13 protein-coding genes are annotated in these 20,557 nt (G+C 64.5%); 2 read left to right on the top strand and 11 right to left on the bottom strand.

Going from position 1 to position 20,557, the window contains the following annotated elements:
• Nucleotides 1-133: 133 nt before the first annotated feature.
• The 3 genes from glgB to ABEA06_RS05795 form a co-directional block, all read right to left on the bottom strand.
• Nucleotides 134-4,204, bottom strand: coding sequence for a 1,4-alpha-glucan branching protein GlgB (gene glgB, locus ABEA06_RS05805; RefSeq protein ID WP_345310883.1), 4,071 nt, complete (start codon nt 4,202-4,204; stop codon nt 134-136).
• Between the two features lie 50 nt (nt 4,205-4,254).
• Nucleotides 4,255-6,024 (bottom strand): maltose alpha-D-glucosyltransferase, encoded by a 1,770-nt coding sequence (gene treS, locus ABEA06_RS05800; RefSeq protein WP_303381839.1) that lies wholly within the window; start codon nt 6,022-6,024, stop codon nt 4,255-4,257.
• Nucleotides 6,025-6,099: 75 nt separating this feature from the next.
• Complete coding sequence (locus tag ABEA06_RS05795; RefSeq protein WP_345310887.1) at nt 6,100-8,163, bottom strand: alpha-1,4-glucan--maltose-1-phosphate maltosyltransferase; 2,064 nt, start codon at nt 8,161-8,163, stop codon at nt 6,100-6,102.
• A 400-nt stretch (nt 8,164-8,563) separates the two neighbouring features.
• Between ABEA06_RS05795 and glgP the strand changes: the two genes are divergently transcribed.
• Nucleotides 8,564-11,164 (top strand): alpha-glucan family phosphorylase, encoded by a 2,601-nt coding sequence (glgP, locus tag ABEA06_RS05790; RefSeq protein WP_345310882.1) that lies wholly within the window; start codon nt 8,564-8,566, stop codon nt 11,162-11,164.
• An 86-nt stretch (nt 11,165-11,250) separates the two neighbouring features.
• Here glgP and glgX read toward each other — a convergent pair whose 3' ends face one another.
• The 6 genes from glgX to ABEA06_RS05760 all read right to left on the bottom strand — a co-directional run bounded on the left by glgX (nt 11,251) and on the right by ABEA06_RS05760 (nt 17,777).
• Nucleotides 11,251-13,419, bottom strand: a complete 2,169-nt coding sequence (gene glgX, locus ABEA06_RS05785; RefSeq protein ID WP_345310881.1) for a glycogen debranching protein GlgX — start codon at nt 13,417-13,419, stop codon at nt 11,251-11,253.
• Entirely contained in the window at nt 13,406-14,386 is a 981-nt protein-coding gene (gene rlmB / locus ABEA06_RS05780; protein ID WP_303381836.1) for a 23S rRNA (guanosine(2251)-2'-O)-methyltransferase RlmB, read from the bottom strand. The genes glgX and rlmB overlap by 14 nt, the downstream gene beginning before the upstream one ends.
• A gap of 93 nt (nt 14,387-14,479) precedes the next feature.
• Nucleotides 14,480-15,910, bottom strand: a complete 1,431-nt coding sequence (gene cysS / locus ABEA06_RS05775) for a cysteine--tRNA ligase (protein WP_345310880.1) — start codon at nt 15,908-15,910, stop codon at nt 14,480-14,482.
• A 9-nt stretch (nt 15,911-15,919) separates the two neighbouring features.
• A complete protein-coding gene (gene ispF, locus ABEA06_RS05770) occupies nt 15,920-16,435 on the bottom strand; it encodes a 2-C-methyl-D-erythritol 2,4-cyclodiphosphate synthase (RefSeq protein WP_303381834.1) in 516 nt (171 codons plus the stop codon).
• Nucleotides 16,436-16,475: 40 nt separating this feature from the next.
• The gene (locus ABEA06_RS05765; protein ID WP_345310879.1) at nt 16,476-17,273 is read right to left on the bottom strand and encodes an IspD/TarI family cytidylyltransferase; all 798 of its coding nucleotides are present in this window, start codon (nt 17,271-17,273) and stop codon (nt 16,476-16,478) included.
• Between the two features lie 21 nt (nt 17,274-17,294).
• Nucleotides 17,295-17,777 (bottom strand): CarD family transcriptional regulator, encoded by a 483-nt coding sequence (locus ABEA06_RS05760; RefSeq protein ID WP_190782494.1) that lies wholly within the window; start codon nt 17,775-17,777, stop codon nt 17,295-17,297.
• Between the two features lie 234 nt (nt 17,778-18,011).
• Here ABEA06_RS05760 and ABEA06_RS05755 point away from each other — a divergent pair, with 234 nt between their 5' ends.
• Complete coding sequence (locus ABEA06_RS05755; RefSeq protein ID WP_345310878.1) at nt 18,012-18,548, top strand: hypothetical protein; 537 nt, start codon at nt 18,012-18,014, stop codon at nt 18,546-18,548.
• Nucleotides 18,549-18,621: 73 nt separating this feature from the next.
• Here the strand turns inward: ABEA06_RS05755 and ABEA06_RS05750 are convergent, their stop codons facing one another.
• Both ABEA06_RS05750 and ABEA06_RS05745 read right to left on the bottom strand, forming a co-directional pair.
• A complete protein-coding gene (locus ABEA06_RS05750) occupies nt 18,622-19,302 on the bottom strand; it encodes a response regulator transcription factor (protein WP_345310877.1) in 681 nt (226 codons plus the stop codon).
• The gene (locus ABEA06_RS05745) at nt 19,299-20,492 is read right to left on the bottom strand and encodes a sensor histidine kinase (protein ID WP_345310876.1); all 1,194 of its coding nucleotides are present in this window, start codon (nt 20,490-20,492) and stop codon (nt 19,299-19,301) included. Before ABEA06_RS05745 ends, ABEA06_RS05750 begins: the two co-directional genes overlap by 4 nt.
• Nucleotides 20,493-20,557 lie beyond the last annotated feature (65 nt).

Genomic DNA, 20,557 nt, shown 5'->3' with positions numbered 1-20,557 from the left:
CCGCCCCGCCGCGTGAGCTACGCGGACATTTCACCTGAGGCAAGCACGAACACCATCCGGACATCTTGACATGAGGCAAGACGACCCGCGGAACGAACCTTTCGGTTCGCGCCGCGGGTCGCGGGTCGACGCGCTAGTTGACGTCGTTCTTCGACTGAGATGCCGGCTTCAAATACAGCACCGCAAGCGGGGGAACGGTCATCTCCGCTGAGGCGGGCTTGTCGTTGAAGGCGCCCTCCGTGGCTGCGACCTTCCCGAGGTTGCCCACCCCGGATCCCCCGAAGAGTTCCGAGTCCGTGTTCAGCACCTCGTCCCATTCACCGGCCCACGGCAACCCCACGCGGAAGTTCTCATGCGGGTTACCAGCAAAGTTGGCAACGCACACCAGCGGGTTGCCCTGATCGTCCCAGCGGGTGAACGACAGGGTATTGCGCCCGGCGTCGTTGGCATCGATCCATTCGAAACCGGACGGGTCGTTGTCACGGACGTAGAGCGCGGGGGTGCCCCGGTAGATCTCGTTGAGGTTCTTCACGAGTTCTTGCACTCCGTGGTGGGGAGGGGTCTCGGAGAGCCACCAGTCCAGGCCGTGTTCCTGCGACCATTCGGATTCCTGGGCGTACTCGGTTCCCATAAAGATCAGTTGCTTACCCGGGTGCGCCCACATGTACGCGAGGTAGGCACGCACGTTGGCCAGCTGCTGCCATCGGTCCCCCGGCATCTTGCGCAACAACGATCCCTTTCCGTACACGACTTCGTCGTGGGAAATGGGGAGGATGAAGTTCTCGGAGTAGGCGTAGACCATGGAGAACGTTGCCTTGTTGTGGTGGTAATGGCGGTTGAACGGGTCTTCCGCCATGTACTCCAGGCTGTCGTGCATCCAGCCCATGTTCCACTTGATGCCGAATCCCAGACCACCCGCTTCGGTGGGCTTGGTGACGCCCGGGAACGACGTGGATTCTTCCGCAATCATCACAATGCCAGGGTTGCGACGGTAGGCCGTGGCATTGGATTCCTGCAGGAACCCAATGGCTTCGAGATTCTCGCGGCCGCCGTACTTGTTGGGTTCCCATTCGCCGTCGTTACGCGAATAGTCCAGGTACAGCATGGAGGCCACGGCATCCACCCGCAGACCGTCGATGTGGTACTCCTCGAGCCAGTAGTTGGCATTGGCAACCAAGAAGTTGCGCACCTCGGAGCGGCCGTAGTCGAAGATCAACGTGCCCCAGTCCTTGTGCTCACCGCGGCGGGGATCCGAGTGCTCGTACAGCGGTTCGCCATCGAATTTCGCAAGCGCCCACTCGTCCTTGGGGAAGTGGCCCGGCACCCAGTCGACGAGCACACCGATACCGGCCTGGTGCAACTGGTCAACCAGGTAACGGAACTCGTCAGGAGAACCGAACCGAGAGGACGGTGCGTAGTAGGAGGTGACCTGGTAACCCCAGGAACCACCGAAGGGGTGTTCGGCAACCGGCATGAGCTCCACGTGGGTGAACCCTTGCCATGTCAGGTATTCGACCAACTCGCGTGCGAGATCCACATAACCCAAGCCCTTGCGCCACGAACCGATGTGGAGTTCGTACACGCTCATGGGCGCGTTGTGGGGATCGGTCTGGGCTCGTTTGGCCATCCACTCGGAGTCCTGGAATTCGTAGGTGGACTCGAAGACCCGGGATGCCGTGGACGGCGGTACTTCCGTTCCGAACGCCATGGGGTCGGCCTTGTCCCGCCAGCTACCATCACGGCCCTGGACACGGAACTTGTAGGTGTCCCCCGAGCCCATTCCCGGGATGAACAACTCCCAGATGCCGGTGGAGCCCAGCGAGCGCATCGCGTGCTCGGAACCGTCCCAGCCGTTGAAATCACCAATGACACGCACGGCGCGAGCATTGGGGGCCCACACCGCAAAGCTCACGCCCCGGATCTCTCCCATGGCCGAGGGGTACCGGTGAACGTGCGCACCCAGCGCAGTCCAAAGCGTCTCGTGGCGCCCTTCACCCATCAGATGCAGGTCCAACTCGCCCAGGGTGGGTGCAAAGCGGTACGGGTCATCCAGAACTTGCGGTTCCTGCCCGCTGTAGGTCACCTCTAGACGATAATCCGGGATACGCCCCTCCTCATGACAGGCAACGACACCCGAGAAGATGCCGCCCCACTCGTGTTCGAGCGGGTACAGACCGTCCACGGTGCGCACCGAAACGTCGCTCGCGAACCGACGCAACGTACGAATGGTGACCGTGTCATCACCGTTCGGGTGAGCGCCCAGCACCGAGTGGGGATCGTGGTATCTGCCCTCTGCCACGGCCGCCAGCACCTCTTGGGACACGGGCTTGGGCTTGTTCTCCCCGGATGGGCCGGCGTCCTGATCCGTGTTCTGCGACATCTCCGCGGGCACGGGGCGCTGCTTTCCCGTGGGTTCCGGATCAGCCGAGGTGTCCGGAGTGTGTCGGGGGTCCTGCTCTCGCTCGGTACTCACTACTTCCTCAGTTCTGAAGGTGTCGTCGGAGTTCTGATGATCGTCCGTCGTGGCTGTCACGCTACGGGAGCTTGCGTCGCGTAGCGAACGGATGACGGCATCGGTCGGTACATCCACCCAGTCGGGACGGTTGCGCTGTTCATAGACCACTTCGTACAGCGCCTTGTCCAGCCACAGCGCTTGGAACAGCACGGATTCCGTGTCGAGGGTCCGGCCGCTGACCTCGCGGTAACCCTCGAGAAAGGCCGACGACGCCGCCCGCGTCCATTCCTGCGTGTCCTCGGACCGGTCGCGACCGGCCATGGCGCCGGCGTAATCCAGGGAACGCAGCATGCCCACGACATCGCGGAGCGCAACGTCCGGGCGTACTCGCTCCTTGATGGGGCGCAACGGTTCACCCTCGAAATCGAGAACCTTGAAACCATCGTCCCGGTTGTAGAGCACCTGACCCAGGTGATAATCCCCGTGAATGCGCTGCAGAGGAGGCAGCTCGTGGAGGTTTTCGAGCTCGGCCATGAGTGATTCGAGGACCTGCTCGAACTCGCTGAACCGGTCGCCGCATGCCTCCCAGGCCCAGCGCAACCGCCCCGAAATGTCCTTCAGGAAAGCATTGCGGGCGTCGTGGTCGACGGTGACCGGGTCGAAGGCAGCAATCAGATCCGCGTGCACACGCGCCGTGGTGGCCCCCAGTTCCCGGGCACGGTCCGTGAAGTCCGCGCCGTTCGTTGCACTGTCGACCGCCATGGCCCATGCGTCCTGCGCGTGGTCCACGAAGTGTGCCGCCACGGCCAGCTGGCCCGCGGTCGTCACGAGTCCTTGGCGCCACTGGGCATCGATCCACCCTGCAGTGGCCGGCACGGCCGAAGATCCCTGCGAGGTGAGCTCCACGCCGACCTCGACATCCGGGTTGCGCCCTTCCCCCACCACACGGAAGAACTTCACGATGACCGCGTCACCACGCAGGGCGGTGTCCGACGACGTCTCGTGGGCGGGCGGGGTCAGGATCACCGACGTGTTCGACTGTTCCGAAGAAATGACGCGGACCTGGTCGGAGCCGGAGATCCTGTACTGCATGTTGAGCGCGCCCGTGTACTTGCCGTGGATGCCCATACCGTGGCGCAGCACACCACCGACACCGAGTTGGGTGTCCATGATGCGCAGCACGGCGTCCAGGAATGCGGGGTCGCCCACGGCGTCGTAGAGATAAGACGTGCCGGCGTGGTCTTCGTCCAGTTCGGAACTCGCGCGGGCGCGGGGTTCCTGGTTCGACGGTGGCTTGTCCGGCCCGGCGTGCGTGGGCTCGTCAGTGGGTGAGGTGGCCTGCTCCGCGGTGGCCCCCGAGCGGCGTCGTTCCCAGAACGACCCCGCCTGCCGAACCGCACGCCTCAGGAAGGAGGTTGAGGCATCCACGCCGGCCACGATCTGCTCGGGTAGAGCGCGACTGGGACCGGTGCCCTGATAGGAGCCGATCAGGTACCGCTCGTACTCGGCCAGCGGCTCGGCGGTGCGTACTACCGGAACATTCAGCAGCTCGCTGCGATCACCCACGGTGGCCCGAACCAGGTACACCACATGATCGCGCACGAGCGAATCCGTGCCCTCGAGGTCGAGGTCCAGCTGCACACGGCCCGCGACATCAAGCGTGATCTCCTCAGCTATGGCGGTGATCGGGAACCAGCGTTGCCGCGGCAGCCAGTCACGCAACCGGTCCAGAACCTGTTGATCCGTCATTGTGTGTTCCCCGCTTCCCTCAGATACATCTTCGTGGAGTGCCCCACCGGTCAGTCGTTACGCGCGGGCTTGATGATAGGCATCGCGATGGTTTCCGGGTGGGATCCGTCGATCGAGGACGCGCTGCGCAACCGCAGCCAGAAGAAGTCCTGCGATCCCAGGGTGATCCGGTAGCGACCGGACTCATCGAACTCACCGAAAGGCTCCCCGCCGAACAGTTCGCGGGTACCGCGACCGGCGTACTCGGGCAGCGTCAGCGAGCAACTGGCCGGCACATGCGACAGGTTAAAAATGCTGAGCACCGTTTCGCCGTGCTCGTCATCCGCATCGTGGGGATCCAAGCGACGCAAGAACGCAAGCACCGACTCGTGATCGGTGTCCACGTTCACGTAGTCCCCCATTCCGAATGCCGGGTGTGCCTTGCGGACCATGAGCATTTGCCGGATCCAATGCAACAGCGACGAGGACGACGCAAGCTGGGTCTCCACGTTGGTCTGGGTGTAGTTGTACACCAGTGACTGGATCACCGGGAGGTACAGCTTGCCCGGATCCGCGGTGGAAAACCCGGCGTTACGATCCGGGGTCCATTGCATAGGCGTGCGGGAGGCATCACGGTCGTCCAGCCAGATGTTGTCGCCCATGCCGATCTCATCCCCGTAGTAGAGGAACGGCGAGCCCGGTAGCGACAAGAGCAACGCGTGGGCGAGCTCCAGCTCGGCCCGCGAGTTGTCGAGCAACGGCGCCAGGCGACGTCGGATACCGATGTTGGCTCGCATGCGCGAATCCGGGGCATACCAGCCCAGCATGGCCTGGCGTTCCTCGCTGGTCACCATTTCCAAGGTCAACTCGTCGTGGTTGCGCAAGAACGTACCCCACTGGGTGCCCGCGGGAATCTGCGGCGTGTTCTCCATGGTGGAGACGATGGGCTCGGCCTTCTGGTCACGCAGCGCGTAGTAAATGCGCGGCATGATCGGGAAGTGGAAGCACATGTGGCACTCGGGTGAGGTCTCCGTTCCGAAGTACTCCACGACCTCATGCGGCATCTGGTTGGCTTCAGCAATGATCACGCGCCCCGGGTAGAGCTCGTCCACCATGGTGCGCAAGTTGACCAGGAAATCGTGGGTGCCCGGCAGGTTCTCGCAATTGGTGCCGTCCTCCTCGATCAGGTACGGGATGGCATCCGCGCGGAAGCCGTCAATGCCCATGTCCAACCAGAACTTGACCACGTCGAACACGGCCTGGACGACCTTGGGGTTCTCGAAGTTAAGGTCCGGCTGGTGGGAGAAGAAACGGTGCCAGAAGAACTGACGCCGCACCGGATCGAAGGTCCAGTTGGACTCCTCCGTGTCCACGAAGATGATGCGCGCGTCCTGATACTTCTCATCCGTGTCGGACCACACGTAGAAATCGCCGAAGGGCCCCTCCGGATCTTCGCGGGACGCCTGGAACCACGGGTGCTGATCCGAGGTGTGGTTCAACGGCAAGTCGGTGATCACGCGCAGTCCGCGCGCGTGAGCCTCGGCCACGAGCCGCTTGAAATCGCTGACCGTACCGAACTCATCCAACACCGAGTAGTAGTCGGAGATGTCGTAGCCGCCGTCGCGCAGCGGGGACTCGTAGAACGGTGGAATCCACAGGCAGTCGATGCCCAGCCACTGCAGGTAATCCAGCTTGTCGATCAGCCCGGAGAAATCACCGGAGCCATCGCCATTGGCGTCCGAGAACGCCCGCACCAGAACTTCGTAGAAAACGGCTTTGCGGAACCAGTCCGGATCGTGCGAAATACCCGGCGCGTTGAGGTGGAAGGGTGTGCTGGTCATGGTCGGTTGCTGTGGCCTCTCAAAGGTGACGTGGACATACTGGTGGCACAGGGTTGATCCGAGCCATCACGGGGATCACTTCACGTTGCGTCGAATGTGCAGGATGTGCGCGGGCTCAATGTAGGGATCCAGACGGACGTAGTTGTGGGTCCCCCACTTCCAGCTGGCACCGGAAATCAGATCATCCACCCAGAACGAACCGTCCTCGTTGAAGTCATCATCGCCCAGACCCAGAGAATCCAGTTCCAGCCACACCGTGGCCTCACGCGTGGCGTGCGTGTCGGTATTGATGACGACGATCACGGTGTCCTTCACCTCGTGGCCATCGCGTTCCACGGTTTTGGTTTTGGAGTACGCAACGATGGCGGAATCGGTCGTGGATTGCACGGTGAGGTTCTGCAGATCACCCAGCGCCGGGTGGTCCCGGCGGATCTCGTTGAGCCGGGTGATGTATGGGGCCAGCGACTCGCCCCGATCAACCGCGCCCTGGAAATCACGGGGGCGCAGTTCGAACTTCTCGTTGTTTATGTACTCCTCGGCACCCGGGCGGGCCACGTGCTCGAACAGTTCGTACCCCGCGTAGACGCCCCACAACGGTGAGGCAGTCGAAGCCAACGCCGCGCGCACCTTGAAGGCCGCCGGACCACCGAACTGCAGGTACTCGGTGAGGATGTCCGGGGTGTTGACGAAGAAGTTCGGCCGGTAGGCGGATGAGGTTTCGTGGGAAACCTCTTCGAGGTACTCCTCGATCTCTTCCTTGGTGTTGCGCCAGGTGAAGTACGAGTAGGACTGCTGGAATCCGGCCTTGGCCAAGCCCTGCATCATGGCCGGGCGGGTAAAGGCCTCCGCGAGGAACACGGTGTTCGGGTGCTCTTCGCGCACACGGGCAATGAGCCACTCCCAGAACCACAGGGGCTTGGTGTGCGGGTTGTCCACGCGGAAGATGTCCACGCCGTGGCTGATCCACAGTTCGACCACGCGCAGCACCTCGCGGGCCAGACCCTGCGGATCGTTGTCGAAGTTCAGCGGGTAGATGTCCTGGTACTTCTTGGGCGGGTTCTCCGCGTAGGCAATGGTGCCGTCGGCGCGGGTGGTGAACCATTGCGGGTGTTCGGCGACCCATGGGTGGTCGGGGGACGCCTGCAGCGCGAGGTCCAAGGCCACTTCCAGGCCCAGTTCGTGAGCGTGGGCCACGAACTTGTCGAAGTCTTCGAAGGTGCCCAGGTCAGGGTGGATGGCGTCGTGACCGCCCTCGGCCGAGCCGATGGCCCACGGAGAGCCAGGGTCCTGCGGTCCGGCCTCGAGTGAGTTGTTGGGCCCCTTGCGGTGGTTCCGTCCGATCGGGTGGATGGGCGGCAGGTAAGCAACGTCGAAGCCCATGGCCGCGGCTCGGTCCAGGGCCTCGACGGCCGTGGTGAAGTTACCGGAGATCCACTGGCCCGCTTCCGCATCCCAGGTGGCGCCTTCGGAGCGCGGGAAGAACTCGTACCACGATCCACGACCCGCCGCTTCGCGTTCGACCTCGATCGGGAACCGCTGGGACGAGCTCAACAGGTCGCTCAACGGGCGCTCGGCCACGTATGCCTTGACCTGGGCGGAAGTGCCAGCAGCCAGCCGGTCCTCGACCGACAGACCGGTATCCATCATGCGGGCCGCGGCGTCCTCGAAGGCCTGCGCCTCCGCCGTGGAACGCGAGGATTCCTTGGACGCTGCTTCGAAGAGCAGTTGGCCCTCCTTGAACATGAGCTCGACGTCCTGGCCGACACCGATCTTGATCTCGGCGGCATGCAGCCACGTATCGTACAGATCCGACCAGCCCTCGACCGCGAAACCCCAAGGGCCCTCCGCCAGTGGGCGCAGCAGTGCGTGGAAGCGATCGGTACCGGGGGCGCCCGGTGTCATGGTGACGCGCTGGACCTCGTGGCCCTGCGGGTCGTACAGAACGGCGCTCGCGCCCAGGGAATCGTGGCCTTCGCGGAACACGGTGGCGGAGACTCGGATGTCTTCGCCGGGGATCGCTGTGGCGGGGAGACGACCGCACTCCACCACGGGGCTGACATCGGTGATGGGGATGCGTCCGTAGACCAGGTCCGCGGACGGGAACTCGGATGAGTCACCCGAGTCGGATTCACTGCCCAATTCGGCGGTGCCGTGCTGCTCCGTGGGTTCACGATCCACCACGTCATCCTCTTCCAGGAGGTCGACTCGGGGCTGTTCGTCCGGCTGCTGACCGGCTTCATCTTCGGTGGCGCGCTGGCGCTGGAAGGATGGCGAAACGTCGGGCACGCCCGTGGCGGGGACCGGTGCGTTGAAGCGGCTTCCCACATCAGGCTGGGCGGACCCGACCTGGGACGTAGGTTCCTGCGGGTCGTTGGTGCGTGCGTGATGGCCAGTGGGCTGAGGATTCTGCTGCGACACGGACCTAACGTTAGCGACAATCCGCCCGAATCTTAAGGCCGACCACTCATCTGGGGTCATGGGAGTGTCCCAATCGGACCATGACGTGGGGGGCGGCCCGCGTGCCGGTAGGCTCGCACTTGTGAAGGCCATACGTAGATTCACCGTCCGCACCGTCCTGCCCGAATCCATTGCGCCCTTGAGCCGGCTGGCCAAGAATTTGCGGTGGTCATGGCACAAGCCCACCGAGGATCTGTTCGCGCAGCTCAACCCGCGTGCCTGGGAGAACGTTCACGGTGACCCCGTGAAACTTCTGGGATCCCTCACTCGTGAGGAGATTCAGCAAATTGCTGAGGATCCACAGACCGTCGAACAGATCACGGCACTCGACGCAGATCTGACCAGGTACTTGACCCAGCCCCAGTGGTACCAGCGCACCCAGACCGACGACGCTCCGGCGGCCATCGCGTACTTCTCCGCCGAGTACGGCATCACCTCCGTACTGCCCCAGTACTCCGGTGGTCTGGGCATTCTCGCCGGTGATCATCTCAAGACCGCATCCGACATGGGAATCCCCGTGGTGGGTGTGGGCCTGCTGTACCAGGCCGGTTACTTCAAGCAGTCGCTGTCCCAAGACGGTTGGCAACAGGAAACGTATCCCGTCCTCGACCCAGACGAAATGCCGTTGACTCTGCTGCGCGAGCAGGACGGCGCCCCCGCGCGCATTTCGCTGCCGCTGCCCAACTCACGTTCGCTGTCCGCTCAGATCTGGCGCGCCGATGTCGGCCGGGTCCCGCTGTTGCTGCTGGACTCCAACATTCCCGAGAACGACGAGCACGCCCGCAACGTGACCGACCGCCTCTACGGCGGCGGCAGTGATCATCGTTTGCAACAGGAACTGCTCCTGGGCATGGGCGGCATCCGTGCGCTGCGCGCGTTCGCCCGCATCACCGACGCACCCGCGCCCGAGGTGTTCCACTGCAACGAGGGTCACGCGGGCTTCCTGGGTATCGAGCGCATCCAGGAACTGATGAACCCCCTTGACGGTTCCGAACCCATGACGTGGAACGAGGCACTGACCGCCGTTCGTTCCGCCACGGTGTTCACGACACACACCCCGGTACCCGCCGGTATCGACCGCTTCGACCGGGCGCAGGTCGAATACTTCGTCAATGCGGGCCTCACCCCCGCCGTTCCCACGGCGCACGTCCTCGAACTGGGCGCGGAGAACTACGAGGGTGGGGACCCGAGCAAGTTCAACATGGCCGTCATGGGTCTGCGTCTGGCACAACGCGCCAACGGAGTGGCCAAGTTGCACGGTGTGGTCTCGCGCGGAATGTTCCAGGGGCTGTGGTCCGGTTTCGATACCGAGGAGGTTCCGATCACCTCCGTCACCAACGGTGTCCACACGCCGTCGTGGATCGACCCTGCCATGCGAGAGATCGCGGTCGACCCGCAGGAGAACGACCAGGACCCGGCTTCGCGCTGGCGCAAGATCTACCAGGCCAGCGACCAGGACCTGTGGCGCGTTCGGCGCGATCTGCGCGAACGCCTGGTGCATGACGTCCGACGTCGCTTGCGCTCCTCGTGGAAGAAACGCGGCGCCGCCGATGCCGAGCTGGCATGGACGGACTCCGTACTTGACCCGGACGTTCTGACCATTGGCTTCGCCCGTCGAGTGCCCACCTACAAACGCCTGACACTCATGTTGCGCGATCCCGAGCGGCTCAAGCGGCTGCTGCTGGATCCGGAGAACCCCATTCAGCTGATCGTAGCGGGTAAGTCCCACCCGGCCGATGAGATGGGCAAACGAATGATTCAGGATCTGGTGCGCTTCACGGACGACCCCGAGGTGCGCCATCGCATTGTGTTCCTCCCCAACTACGACATCGCCATGGCCCGCGTGCTGTTCCCGGGCTGCGACGTGTGGTTGAACAACCCCCTTCGTCCGCTGGAAGCATGCGGCACCTCGGGCATGAAGGCCGCCATGAACGGTGGGTTGAACCTGTCGGTGCTGGATGGCTGGTGGGATGAGATGTACGACGGCCAGAACGGCTGGGCCATCCCCACCGCGGACAACAAGGCCAGCGCGGACGAACGTGACGACATCGAGGCCGCTGCTCTTTACGAGCTGATTGAGAATCACGTGGCGCCGCGCTTCTACGGTGAGTCCGCGGACGACCCTGAAATCACCTCCGAAGAGATCCCGCACCAGTGGCTCGCAATGGTCAAGCACACGCTGGCCACGCTGGGCCCCAACGTGTCGGCCCGCCGCATGCTGACAGACTACGTGCAGAAATTGTACGTGCCGGCCTGTGTGTCCGGGCGCCGCGCACTTGCCGACAACGGCACGGTGGCGCGCTCCACCTCGCGGTGGATCGAACGTGTGCGTCAGGGGTGGCCGCAGGTGCATGTCGAACACGTGGACGCCGAGGGTGTGCTGCAGGAACCACAAATCGGTGACGAGCTGACCATCAACGCCTACATCAATCTGGGGTCCTTGGCTCCTCGGGACGTCAAGGTCCAGGTGGGCTTCGGTCACGTCTCGGAATCGGATCACATTCACGAACGCAATTACGCGTACCTGGATCGGGTCACCGAGCTGGGTAGCGGACGTTTTCTGTTCAGTGGGGCGCTGACGATCGACCGTTCGGGGCCGTTCGGCTACACGGTTCGGGTGCTGCCCTCTCATGAGGAACTGGCCGGTCCGGCCGAGCTGGGCTTGGTGCGCAACGCCGCTTAATGCGAGCGTCGTGGCCGAGCCGTTGAGGAGACCGCGGGCGCGGCACCCTTCAGGGGTGCCGCGCCCGCGGTCTTGCGTATCGGTCGTCAGGCGAGTGAGAACATGGCGATGCTCTGCGCCGGAATTCGACAAGCGTCCCCGCTGGTGAACTCGACGTCGACTTTCTCGTTGAGCTCCGAGTCGGTGGCGAGTACCAACTGATACACACCCCGCGTCACGGGGTAGCCGGTGGCGCACTTGGCCTGGGTGTGCAGTTCCTCCAGCCCGGGCAGGGTAACGGTCACCGGTTCGTTGGAGCCGTTGATGACAAAGGTCCCCACCAGTTCACCGCCGCATGAACCCAGCAACACCTGGACCACGCGGGAGCCGTCCGTCTGCCATAATTGCGGGGTCATGGGGAGACCGGCGGGACCGTACCAGTGCAGCAGGACGTCCTCGGGCCGGGCAGGGAAATGACTGGGCTGCCCCGCGAGGAAGGCTTTGCGAACGGCGATCAATCGCTTGGTGGTCTTGAGCATGGACCTGCGCCACGGGGTGAGCTGCCAATCAACCCAGGAGATCCGGTTGTCCTGGCAGTAGGCGTTGTTGTTCCCACCCTGCGTGCGAAGCAGCTCGTCCCCGGCGGTCAGCATGGGAATCCCCTGCGACAACAGCAGTGTGGCCATCATGTTCCGCACCGTCTTGGCACGAGCTGACCTCCGGCCAACCGTGTCCGAGACGCCTTCTTCACCGTGGTTCCACGAGTGGTTGTCGTTGGTGCCGTCCGCGTTGTTCTCGAGGTTCGCCTGGTTGTGCTTACCGTCGTAAGCCGTGAGGTCGTACATGGTGAAGCCGTCGTGAGCGGTCACGAAATTGACCGACGCGAGCGTGGTGCGACCCTCGGGGGCGAACATGTCCGCCGAACCCGAAATGACACCGGCCAGCCTCCCGGCGTTCCCACCGCCGCCACCGCGGGCCATGGTCCGCTGGCCCGACAGCCAGAAATCGCGAACGGTATCCCGGTAGGTGTCGTTCCAGTCCGCCCATCCGGTGGGGAAACGGCCGGTCTGCCAACCACCGGCTCCCACGTCCCATGGCTCGGAGATCATGCGAACGCCCTGCAACACGGGATCCGTGGCCACGGCCACGAAGAACGGATGGTTGCGGGTGAAGTGGTGGTTCTCGTCCCGCCCGAGTTCTGGTGCGAGGTCAAAGCGGAAACCGTCAATGTGGCATTCCGTGACCCAGTACCGCAGTGAGTCCAAGGCCATGCGCACCACTTGGGCGTCCGCGAAGTTCATCGAGTTCCCGCAGCCGGTCACGTCCACGTAGTTTCCGTGGGTGTCGTGTCGGTAGTAGTGCCGGTCTCCCAGCCCTCGCCAGCAATAGGCGGGTTCCTCGCTCCCACCCTCCGCGGTGTGGTTGTACACGACGTCCAGGAAGACTTGGATTCCCGCTCCGTGCAGGGCTTCCACCGCTCGTTTGAATTCGTTGAGTACGGCGGTGGGCCCCGACTCCTGCGCGGCCCGTGTGGCGTACCCGTGGTGAGGGGCGAAGAAGCTGAGGGTGTTGTACCCCCAGTAGTTGCTCAGACCGTTCCTGGTGAGGTGTGGTTCGTCGAGGTGTGCGTGGATGGGGAGCAGTTCAATGGCCGTGATCCCCAGCTCCTGCAGGTAGCCGAGGATCACCGGGTGAGCCAGTCCCGCGTAAGTTCCCCGCAGCTCTTCGGGGAGGTCCGGGTGCAGCATGGTGAGGCCCTTGACGTGGGCCTCGTAAATGATGGTGTCACGCCAGGCAATGCTGGGGCGGTCGTGATCCTGCCATTCGTGGTCCTGGGCCACGATCTCGGAAACGTACGTGCCGCCATAGGCGTCCGGGCCCGGGTTCCCCACCCCCGCCGGAGGGCTCAGTCGGGTGAGACCGCGGCCGTAGGGATCGAGCATGATTTGCTGACGTTCGGGGTTGGGGGTGCGCTTGGCACCGGGCGAAGACTGCTCGAAGCCGTACCTCGTGCCTTCCGGCATGGCCGCGCACACATCGTGTTCCGCTGGCTGAGAACCCGAGCCGGTGCCCGGCGAGGAGCGCAGCGGCGGCGGAACCGTGTCGTAATGGATCCCGTGATTGTGGCCCCTGAGCCGGTGCCTGCGCCACGACCCACCGGGACGCTGGTACACCAGCTCGAGTTCGGCCACACCCGGCGCGTAGACGGCCACATTGGCGCTGCCGTCCCCGGATCGTGAGGGATGAACCCCCAGCGGGTAGCTACGCGCTTGCACGGCGGCGGGACACTTCGTAGAGCGTGATGCCCACCGCCATCGACGCGTTGAGTGATTCCATCGTGGAATCGATCGGGATCGAGACGATCGCGTCGCAGTGCTCCGTGACCAGGCGGGACAAGCCCTTACCTTCCGAGCCCACCACCACGATCAACGGTTCGGTGGCCAGGTTCAACTCGGGTAGCTGAACGTCTCCACCGCCGTCGAGACCGACCACGAAATAACCGGCCTTCTTACAGTTCTCAAGGGTGCGGGTCAGGTTGGTGGCCTTACTCACGGGCACGCGTGCGGCGGCCCCGGCGCTGGTCTTCCACGCCGTGGCGGTCACCGCGGCAGAGCGGCGCTCCGGCAGGATCACGCCGTTTCCGGAGAACGCGGAAACGCTGCGGATGACGGCGCCCAGGTTCCGCGGGTCGGTAATGCCGTCGAGAGCGACGAACAATGGGGCCCTGGAGCCGGGTTCCTGAGGATCGTAACGACGAATCACCGCTGCGGCGTGCTCGTCCGCGTCGCGGTAGTCGTAGGGCGGGACCTGCAACGCGACACCCTGATGAACGGCGTCGGACGTGAGACGGTCCAGCTCCGAGCGAGAAGCCTCCAACGTGGGCACATTGCGTTCGGCGCACATCTGGAGGATGTCCTTGACGCGGTCGTCCACCTCAATTTTGGTGGCCACGAAGAGCGTCTTGGCCGGCACGTTGGCACGCAACGCTTCAAGCACCGAGTTGCGACCGGTGACCAGATCCTCCTTGATCGGACCCTTACCGGCGCGCGTCGGCCGGTTGTGCGAGGTCTGCGGCTTGCGGGTGGCCGCCTGCTTGGCCTTGTAGGCCTTGTGGTACACGCGGTCCTCAGCCTTGGGCGTGGGCCCGCGGCCTTTCAGGGCCTTGCGGCGTTGCCCGCCACTCCCCACGACGGGGCCCTTCTTGTTCTTGCGAACGGCTCCTGGTCGATTGGCTTGGGCCATGGTTGTCTACTCCGTGTCTCTCACGGGTTCACGGCGCATTGGCCGCCCCGGAGTAATCAGCGATCTATGGTTCAGTTTAGGGCAGCGGCCGAATCACACGGACCACACGGAGCCCTGGGCCCCGTCCTTCACGACCACTCCGGCATCCGCCAGTTGATCGCGAATCTTGTCCGCCAGGGCCCAGTTCTTGTCCGCACGAGCTTGAGCGCGCTGGTCCAGCAGTTGACGGACCAGGGAGTCCAACGCCTGGTGTTCGCCACCTCCGCCGGCACCGTCAAGGTTCATCAGCTGCAGCAGGCCGAGCACCTCGGACATGGCGGCCACCGCGCGGACCGCTGCGGCGGCGTCGTCGATGTCACCGGTGGCCAGGGCGCCGTTCACGGCGCGAACCGTCTCGTGCAGTACGGCAAGGCCCTGCGGCACGTTGAGGTCGTCGTCCATGACGCGCGTGAAGTTCGCGGGCACGTCCTGCGGTTGCCAAGCCAAGCTCAGCCCCGCACCTCTCGCGGCGACCAGGACGGCCTCCACGCGCTCGACCGCCGACGTCGCTTCCCGCAGTGATGAGGGACGGTAGTCCAGGACCGAGCGGTAATGGGCCTGTCCCAGGTAGTAGCGCACGGCCAACGGGCGGGCCTCCGCGAGCATGTGCTCGGGAGAGACCGTGTTGCCAATGGATTTGGACATCTTTTCGCCCTGGTACGTGACCAGGCCGTTGTGGAGCCAGAAGTTCGCGAACTCCTGGCCGGCCGCCGTGGACTGCGCCACTTCGTTCTCGTGGTGCGGAAAGCGAAGGTCCAGGCCACCGCCGTGGATGTCGAAATGGGTGCCCACGTACTTGGCGGCCATGGCCGAGCACTCGAGGTGCCAGCCGGGCCGCCCCTTACCCCACGGCGAATCCCACGCGGCGGTCTCCGGCTCGTCCGCCTTGTGACCCTTCCACAGTGCGAAGTCACGGGGATCGCGCTTGCCGCGGGGATCTGCGTCCGGGGCGTCCTGCATGTCGTCCACGCGCTGGCGCGTCAATTCGCCGTACCGGGGCCAGGAGCGAACGTCGAAGTAGACGTCACCGGAATCGTCCGGGGCGGGATAGGCATGACCCTCATCGATCAACGTCTGGATGAGTGCGTGCATCTCGGGGATGTGTCCGGTGGCGCGCGGTTCGTAGGTGGGGGCGGCAATGCCCAGAGCGGCGTAGGCGTCGGAGAAAACGCGTTCGAAGCGGTAGGCCAGGGCCCACCATGGCTCACGCGGGTGCCCGCCCGCGTAGTCGGGGGCGAAGGAGGCCGCCGAATTCACCAGGATCTTGTCATCGATGTCCGTGACGTTGCGGACCGTGGTCACCGTGTAGCCGCGGAAATCGAGCCAGCGCGAGAGCTGGTCGAACACGAGCGCCGATCGCACGTGCCCGATGTGCGGCGCGCCCTGCACCGTGGCACCGCAGTAATACAACCGGGCCTCACCCGGGTACACGGGTTCGAAGTCTTTAACGGTTGCGGAGGCGGTGTCGTAAAAGCGCAAAGTCACCCGCCCAGTCTAACGGCGCGGGATCACGAGCGCGGTCGCGATGGCCGCCAGCCCCTCGCCGCGGCCGGTCAGTCCGAGGGCGTCCGTGGTGGTTGCGCTCAAATGCACCCGCGCCCCGGCCGCTTTGCTGAGCACCGCGGCGGCTTCTTCTCGCCTGGGCGAGAACTTGGGCCGGTTACCGATCAGCTGCACCGAGATGTTGCCGACGTCGTAGCCCGCCTCCCGCACGATGGCTGCGGCCTCGCCCAGGATCCGTTGCCCGGACGCCCCGGCCATGTCCGGCCGATCCGTACCGAAGTGAACTCCCAGGTCGCCGAGGCCCGCGGCGGAGAACAGTGCGTCCGCGGCGGCGTGGGCCACCACGTCACCGTCCGAGTGACCCGTGAGTCCCCGCTCCCCCGGCCAGTGCAGACCGGCCACCCACAACGGGGTTCCCTCCGGTCCGAAGGCGTGGACGTCCACCCCGATTCCGGTGAGCGGTAGCTGGGCCGAGTGCGGCAAAGGTATTTCTGGCTGTTCGGTCATGGGTTCATCATCTCCGATGGGTTCGGCCGGCCCGTGTCCGTCAATCAGCCACGTGGTCAGCGACGGCCCGGTGGGCGCGTTCTTCCAGAACGGCACGCGCAGTGACCAGGTCGAAGGGACGGGTGATCTTGAATGATTCGTCGTGGCCGGCCACGAGCGTCACGGGGACGTGGCGAGCAAAGCGTTCAATCAAGGACGCGTCGTCGGTGATGCCCTCGGGATCGGCCACGCGGTTCACCGGTGTCAATGCCCCCTGGTCATCGAGTTCGAGCAGACCGGCCTGGCGATTCACATCCACCAGGAGGTCGGCATCGAAGCCCTGCGGGGTCTGCACCGCGCGCAACCCGGAACGGTCCACCGTTCCGGCGCTGTGGCCCTGCGCATCCACTCCACGAACCGTGTCATTGACGGGAAGGACGGGCACCACGGCACGCTCGCCGGCCGCCAATGCGGCCACCACGGCGGTGATGACCCGCGCGGGGACCAGGCAGCGAGCGGCGTCGTGGACCAGAACGTAAGTCGCCGCGCAATCCACGGCCGCGAGTGCGCAGGCAACGGACTGCGCGCGGGTCGCTCCGCCGGTCACCGCGTGCGCACCGTGAGCCACGGCAATGGCGCTCAGTTCGGTGTCCCCGGCGGGCACGGTGACGATGATCCGGGCGGACGGCAGGGCACGAGCCACGGATTCGAGGGCGATGCCGAGAATGGGGCGCCCGGCAAGGGGAACCAACGCCTTGGGCATGCCGTAGCCCAGGCGGGTGCCGGAACCGGCGGCCACCACAATGATAGCGAGCCCGTCCTTCACGGACGGGCTCGCAGAAAGGTCAGTCAATGCCATACGAGTCGAAGTGACCCTGAATCAATCGGCCAGGATGTCGTCGAGACGCTTCTCGGCTTCTTCCTCGTCGATCTCCTTGGCCAGAGCGAGCTCCGACGTGAGGATCTGACGGGCCTTGGCCAGCATGCGCTTCTCACCGGCCGACAAACCACGACCCTGATCGCGGCGCCACAGGTCACGAACGACCTCGGCCACCTTGAGGACATCGCCGGAAGCGAGCTTCTCCAGGTTCGCCTTGTAGCGGCGGGACCAGTTGGACGCCTCTTCGGCATCCTTGGCCTGCAGAACGGAGATGACCTCTTTGAGTCCCTCCTCGTCCACGACGTCCCGCACTCCCACGAGGTCCACGTTGTCAGCGGGCACCTCGATCATCAGATCGCCCTGCGTGACCTTTAGACGCAGATACATTTTCTCTTCGCCCTTGATGGTGCGCGTCTTGATCTCTTCGATCGTTGCGGCACCGTGGTGGGGGTAGACAACCGTCTCGCCAACCTCAAAAACCATGTACACAAACCCCTTTCAGCCTTTCGATTCTACCACGGTGTATTATTTGCCGCGCTCGGCCCAGCTCCCCCGGAATCCCGCGCGAAATGGCGGATGCGGCAGCATTGTGCCGTGCTCGTCACGGACGACGCCGCGAGCGTGTCCCCGTACGCGGATGCAGACGTTGCGTCGCCAAAACGCTAGACTTGCCGCAGATATTCGACACATCGTCTTAGAGCCCGAGGAGTTCGTGCCGTGAAGAACGCCGCCCGCAAGAAGCTGCAGCACTTTGGTTTGGGTGCTGCTGCGGCCGCCGCATTGTTGACCGCAACCGGTTGCGGGTACGTGAGCCCTCAGGCCACCGCGGACGAGTACGCGCCCTCGGACGGCATTCAGGCCGACCTGGGTGACGTGAAGGTACGCAACCTCATGATCCTTGCCGCGGATGCGGACTCCGAGGGCCGCGTGATCGGCTCCGTGGTCAACGAGGGCTCCGAGCCGGCCACCTTGTCGATTGACGCGGACGGCGCCACGGCAGAGGTCGAGGTTCCCGCCAACGACACGGTGATGCTGGAGACGTCGGAACCCGTGATGGTTGACCGGGCCGGTGCCGGGCCGGGCCTCATGGTCGAAACCGAGCTCGAGGCGGACGGCCAGTCCTCCACTCAGTCGGTGCCCGTGCTGGACCACACCTACCCGCGCTACGCATCGTTGATGCCCGGCGGTGCACCGTCCACTCCGGCCAACCCTTCCAACACTCCCAAGGCGGAGTCCGAAGAGGGCGGTCACTGACCGAACAGCCAGCCTTGACGTGAGAGGGCCTCATCCCACCGGGATGAGGCCCTCTCACCGTGTCAGACCCTTTTCAGGCCTCGAACTTGTATCCCAGACCGCGCACCGTCACGATGTGACGGGGTTGCGAAGGGTCCGGTTCGACCTTGGAACGCAAACGCTTGATGTGCACGTCCAGGGTTTTGGTGTCACCCACGTAATCGGATCCCCACACCCTGTCGATGAGCTGCCCGCGGGTCAACACCCGGCCCGCGTTGCGGAGCAACATCTCCAGGAGCTCGAACTCTTTGAGCGGCATGGTCACGGCCTCGCCGGCAACATTGACCACGTGGCGTTCCACGTCCATGCGGACCGGGCCCGCAGCGACGGTCGCGGTGATCAGCTCGTCGGGTTCCGCCCGACGCCGCAGCACGGCTCGGATCCGAGCCACGAGTTCACGGGCGGAATACGGTTTGGTCACGTAGTCGTCCGCGCCCAGTTCGAGTCCCAGGACTTTGTCGATCTCGGCGTCCTTGGCGGTGAGCATGATGATGGGAACGGTCGACTGTTGACGGATCTGCTTGCAGACCTCCGTGCCCGATTGACCGGGCAGCATCAGATCCAGGAGGACAAGATCCGCTCCGGACCGATCGAACTCGCTGACCGCGGAGAGGCCATCAGCCACCACGGTCACGTCAAAGCCCTCTTTACCCAGCAAATACGCCAGGGGATCGCTGAGAGACTCTTCGTCCTCGACCATCAGAATACGGGTCACTTACGCTCCTCCTCTAGGTGCATGCGTTCGTTGGTGGAGACGGCCACCGGGCCGTTGTGTGCGTCCAGGTCCTCCGCTTGGGGAATCACCAGCGTGAAGGTGGATCCTCGCCCGGACTGCGACCACACGGACACCTCTCCGCCGTGCTGGGCCATCACGTGCTTGACGATGCTCAACCCCAGTCCTGTGCCTCCGGTCTGGCGTGAGCGCGCGCTGTCCACACGGTAGAAGCGCTCAAAAATTCGGTCCTGCTCCGCGTCGGGTATCCCCGGCCCCTGGTCAGTGACCATGAGTTGGGCCGTGCCGTCCCGTTCCCGCAGCCCAACACCCACGCGAGTGTTCTCCGGCGAATACCGCACTGCGTTGTCTATAAGATTGCGTGTGGCTGTCACCAGGAGGTCCGGATCCCCGTAGACCGGGGTCTTGAGGGTGCCCCCCACCTTGATGCAAATGCCCTTGGCCTCGGCGGTCAGGCGGGTGCGATCCACCGCCTCACTCACCACTTTGTTCAAGTCCACCACGGTCCCCTTCGACACCACGTCGGCGCCCTGCAACCGGGACAGTTCGATGATGTCCTGGACCAGTGCGGTCAACCGTACCGCCTCCTTGTGCAGGCTGTTCGCGAAGTGCCGCACGGCCTCCTGGTCCTCGGCGGCGTCCGCGAGAGCCTCGGAAAGCAAACTGATCGCACCCACGGGCGTCTTGAGCTCGTGAGACACATTCGCTACGAAGTCGTTACGGATGGACTGTGCGCGAACGATGTCGGTTTCGTCGTCGGCGAGGAGAAGAATGTATTCCTCCGCAATGGTGACCACGCGAATGTCCAGCACGAGAGCGCTCTTCTCCAACGTGCCGCGAGTGATTTCCAAGCGCCTTTCCTCGACCGCGCCGTTGCGCCTGGTGCGTCTGATCATCTGCAGCAACTCCGGGTGAACCACGGTGTGGCCCCGGACGATCCCGTACGCGTAGGCGGCCGGGGACGCCCTGATCACGCCGTCCACCCCGTCGACCACCACGTAGGCCAGACCGAGGGCGGCCAGGATCTCGGCGGTCCCCTCGGGCAGGGTGGGTTCTTCCACGGTCACCGCGGAACGGCGGCGACGCTGGCTGACCCGCACGGCGACCAATCCACTGATGCCGAGCAGGAAACCGACAAAGCCCGCGAGAAGGGCAACGGAGGTCATGCTCACCCTGCCCAGCTTAGACGGAGGGATCGAGCGCTCGGCGCGCATTCCGGGCGTTGCACACCGGGTTC

Origin of the sequence: Kocuria gwangalliensis, from assembly GCF_039544365.1 — a bacterium.
Classification (GTDB): Bacteria; Actinomycetota; Actinomycetes; order Actinomycetales; family Micrococcaceae; genus Kocuria; species Kocuria gwangalliensis.
Note: the sequence above shows the minus strand (reverse complement) of the source record. Positions and strands in the feature narration are given on the sequence as shown.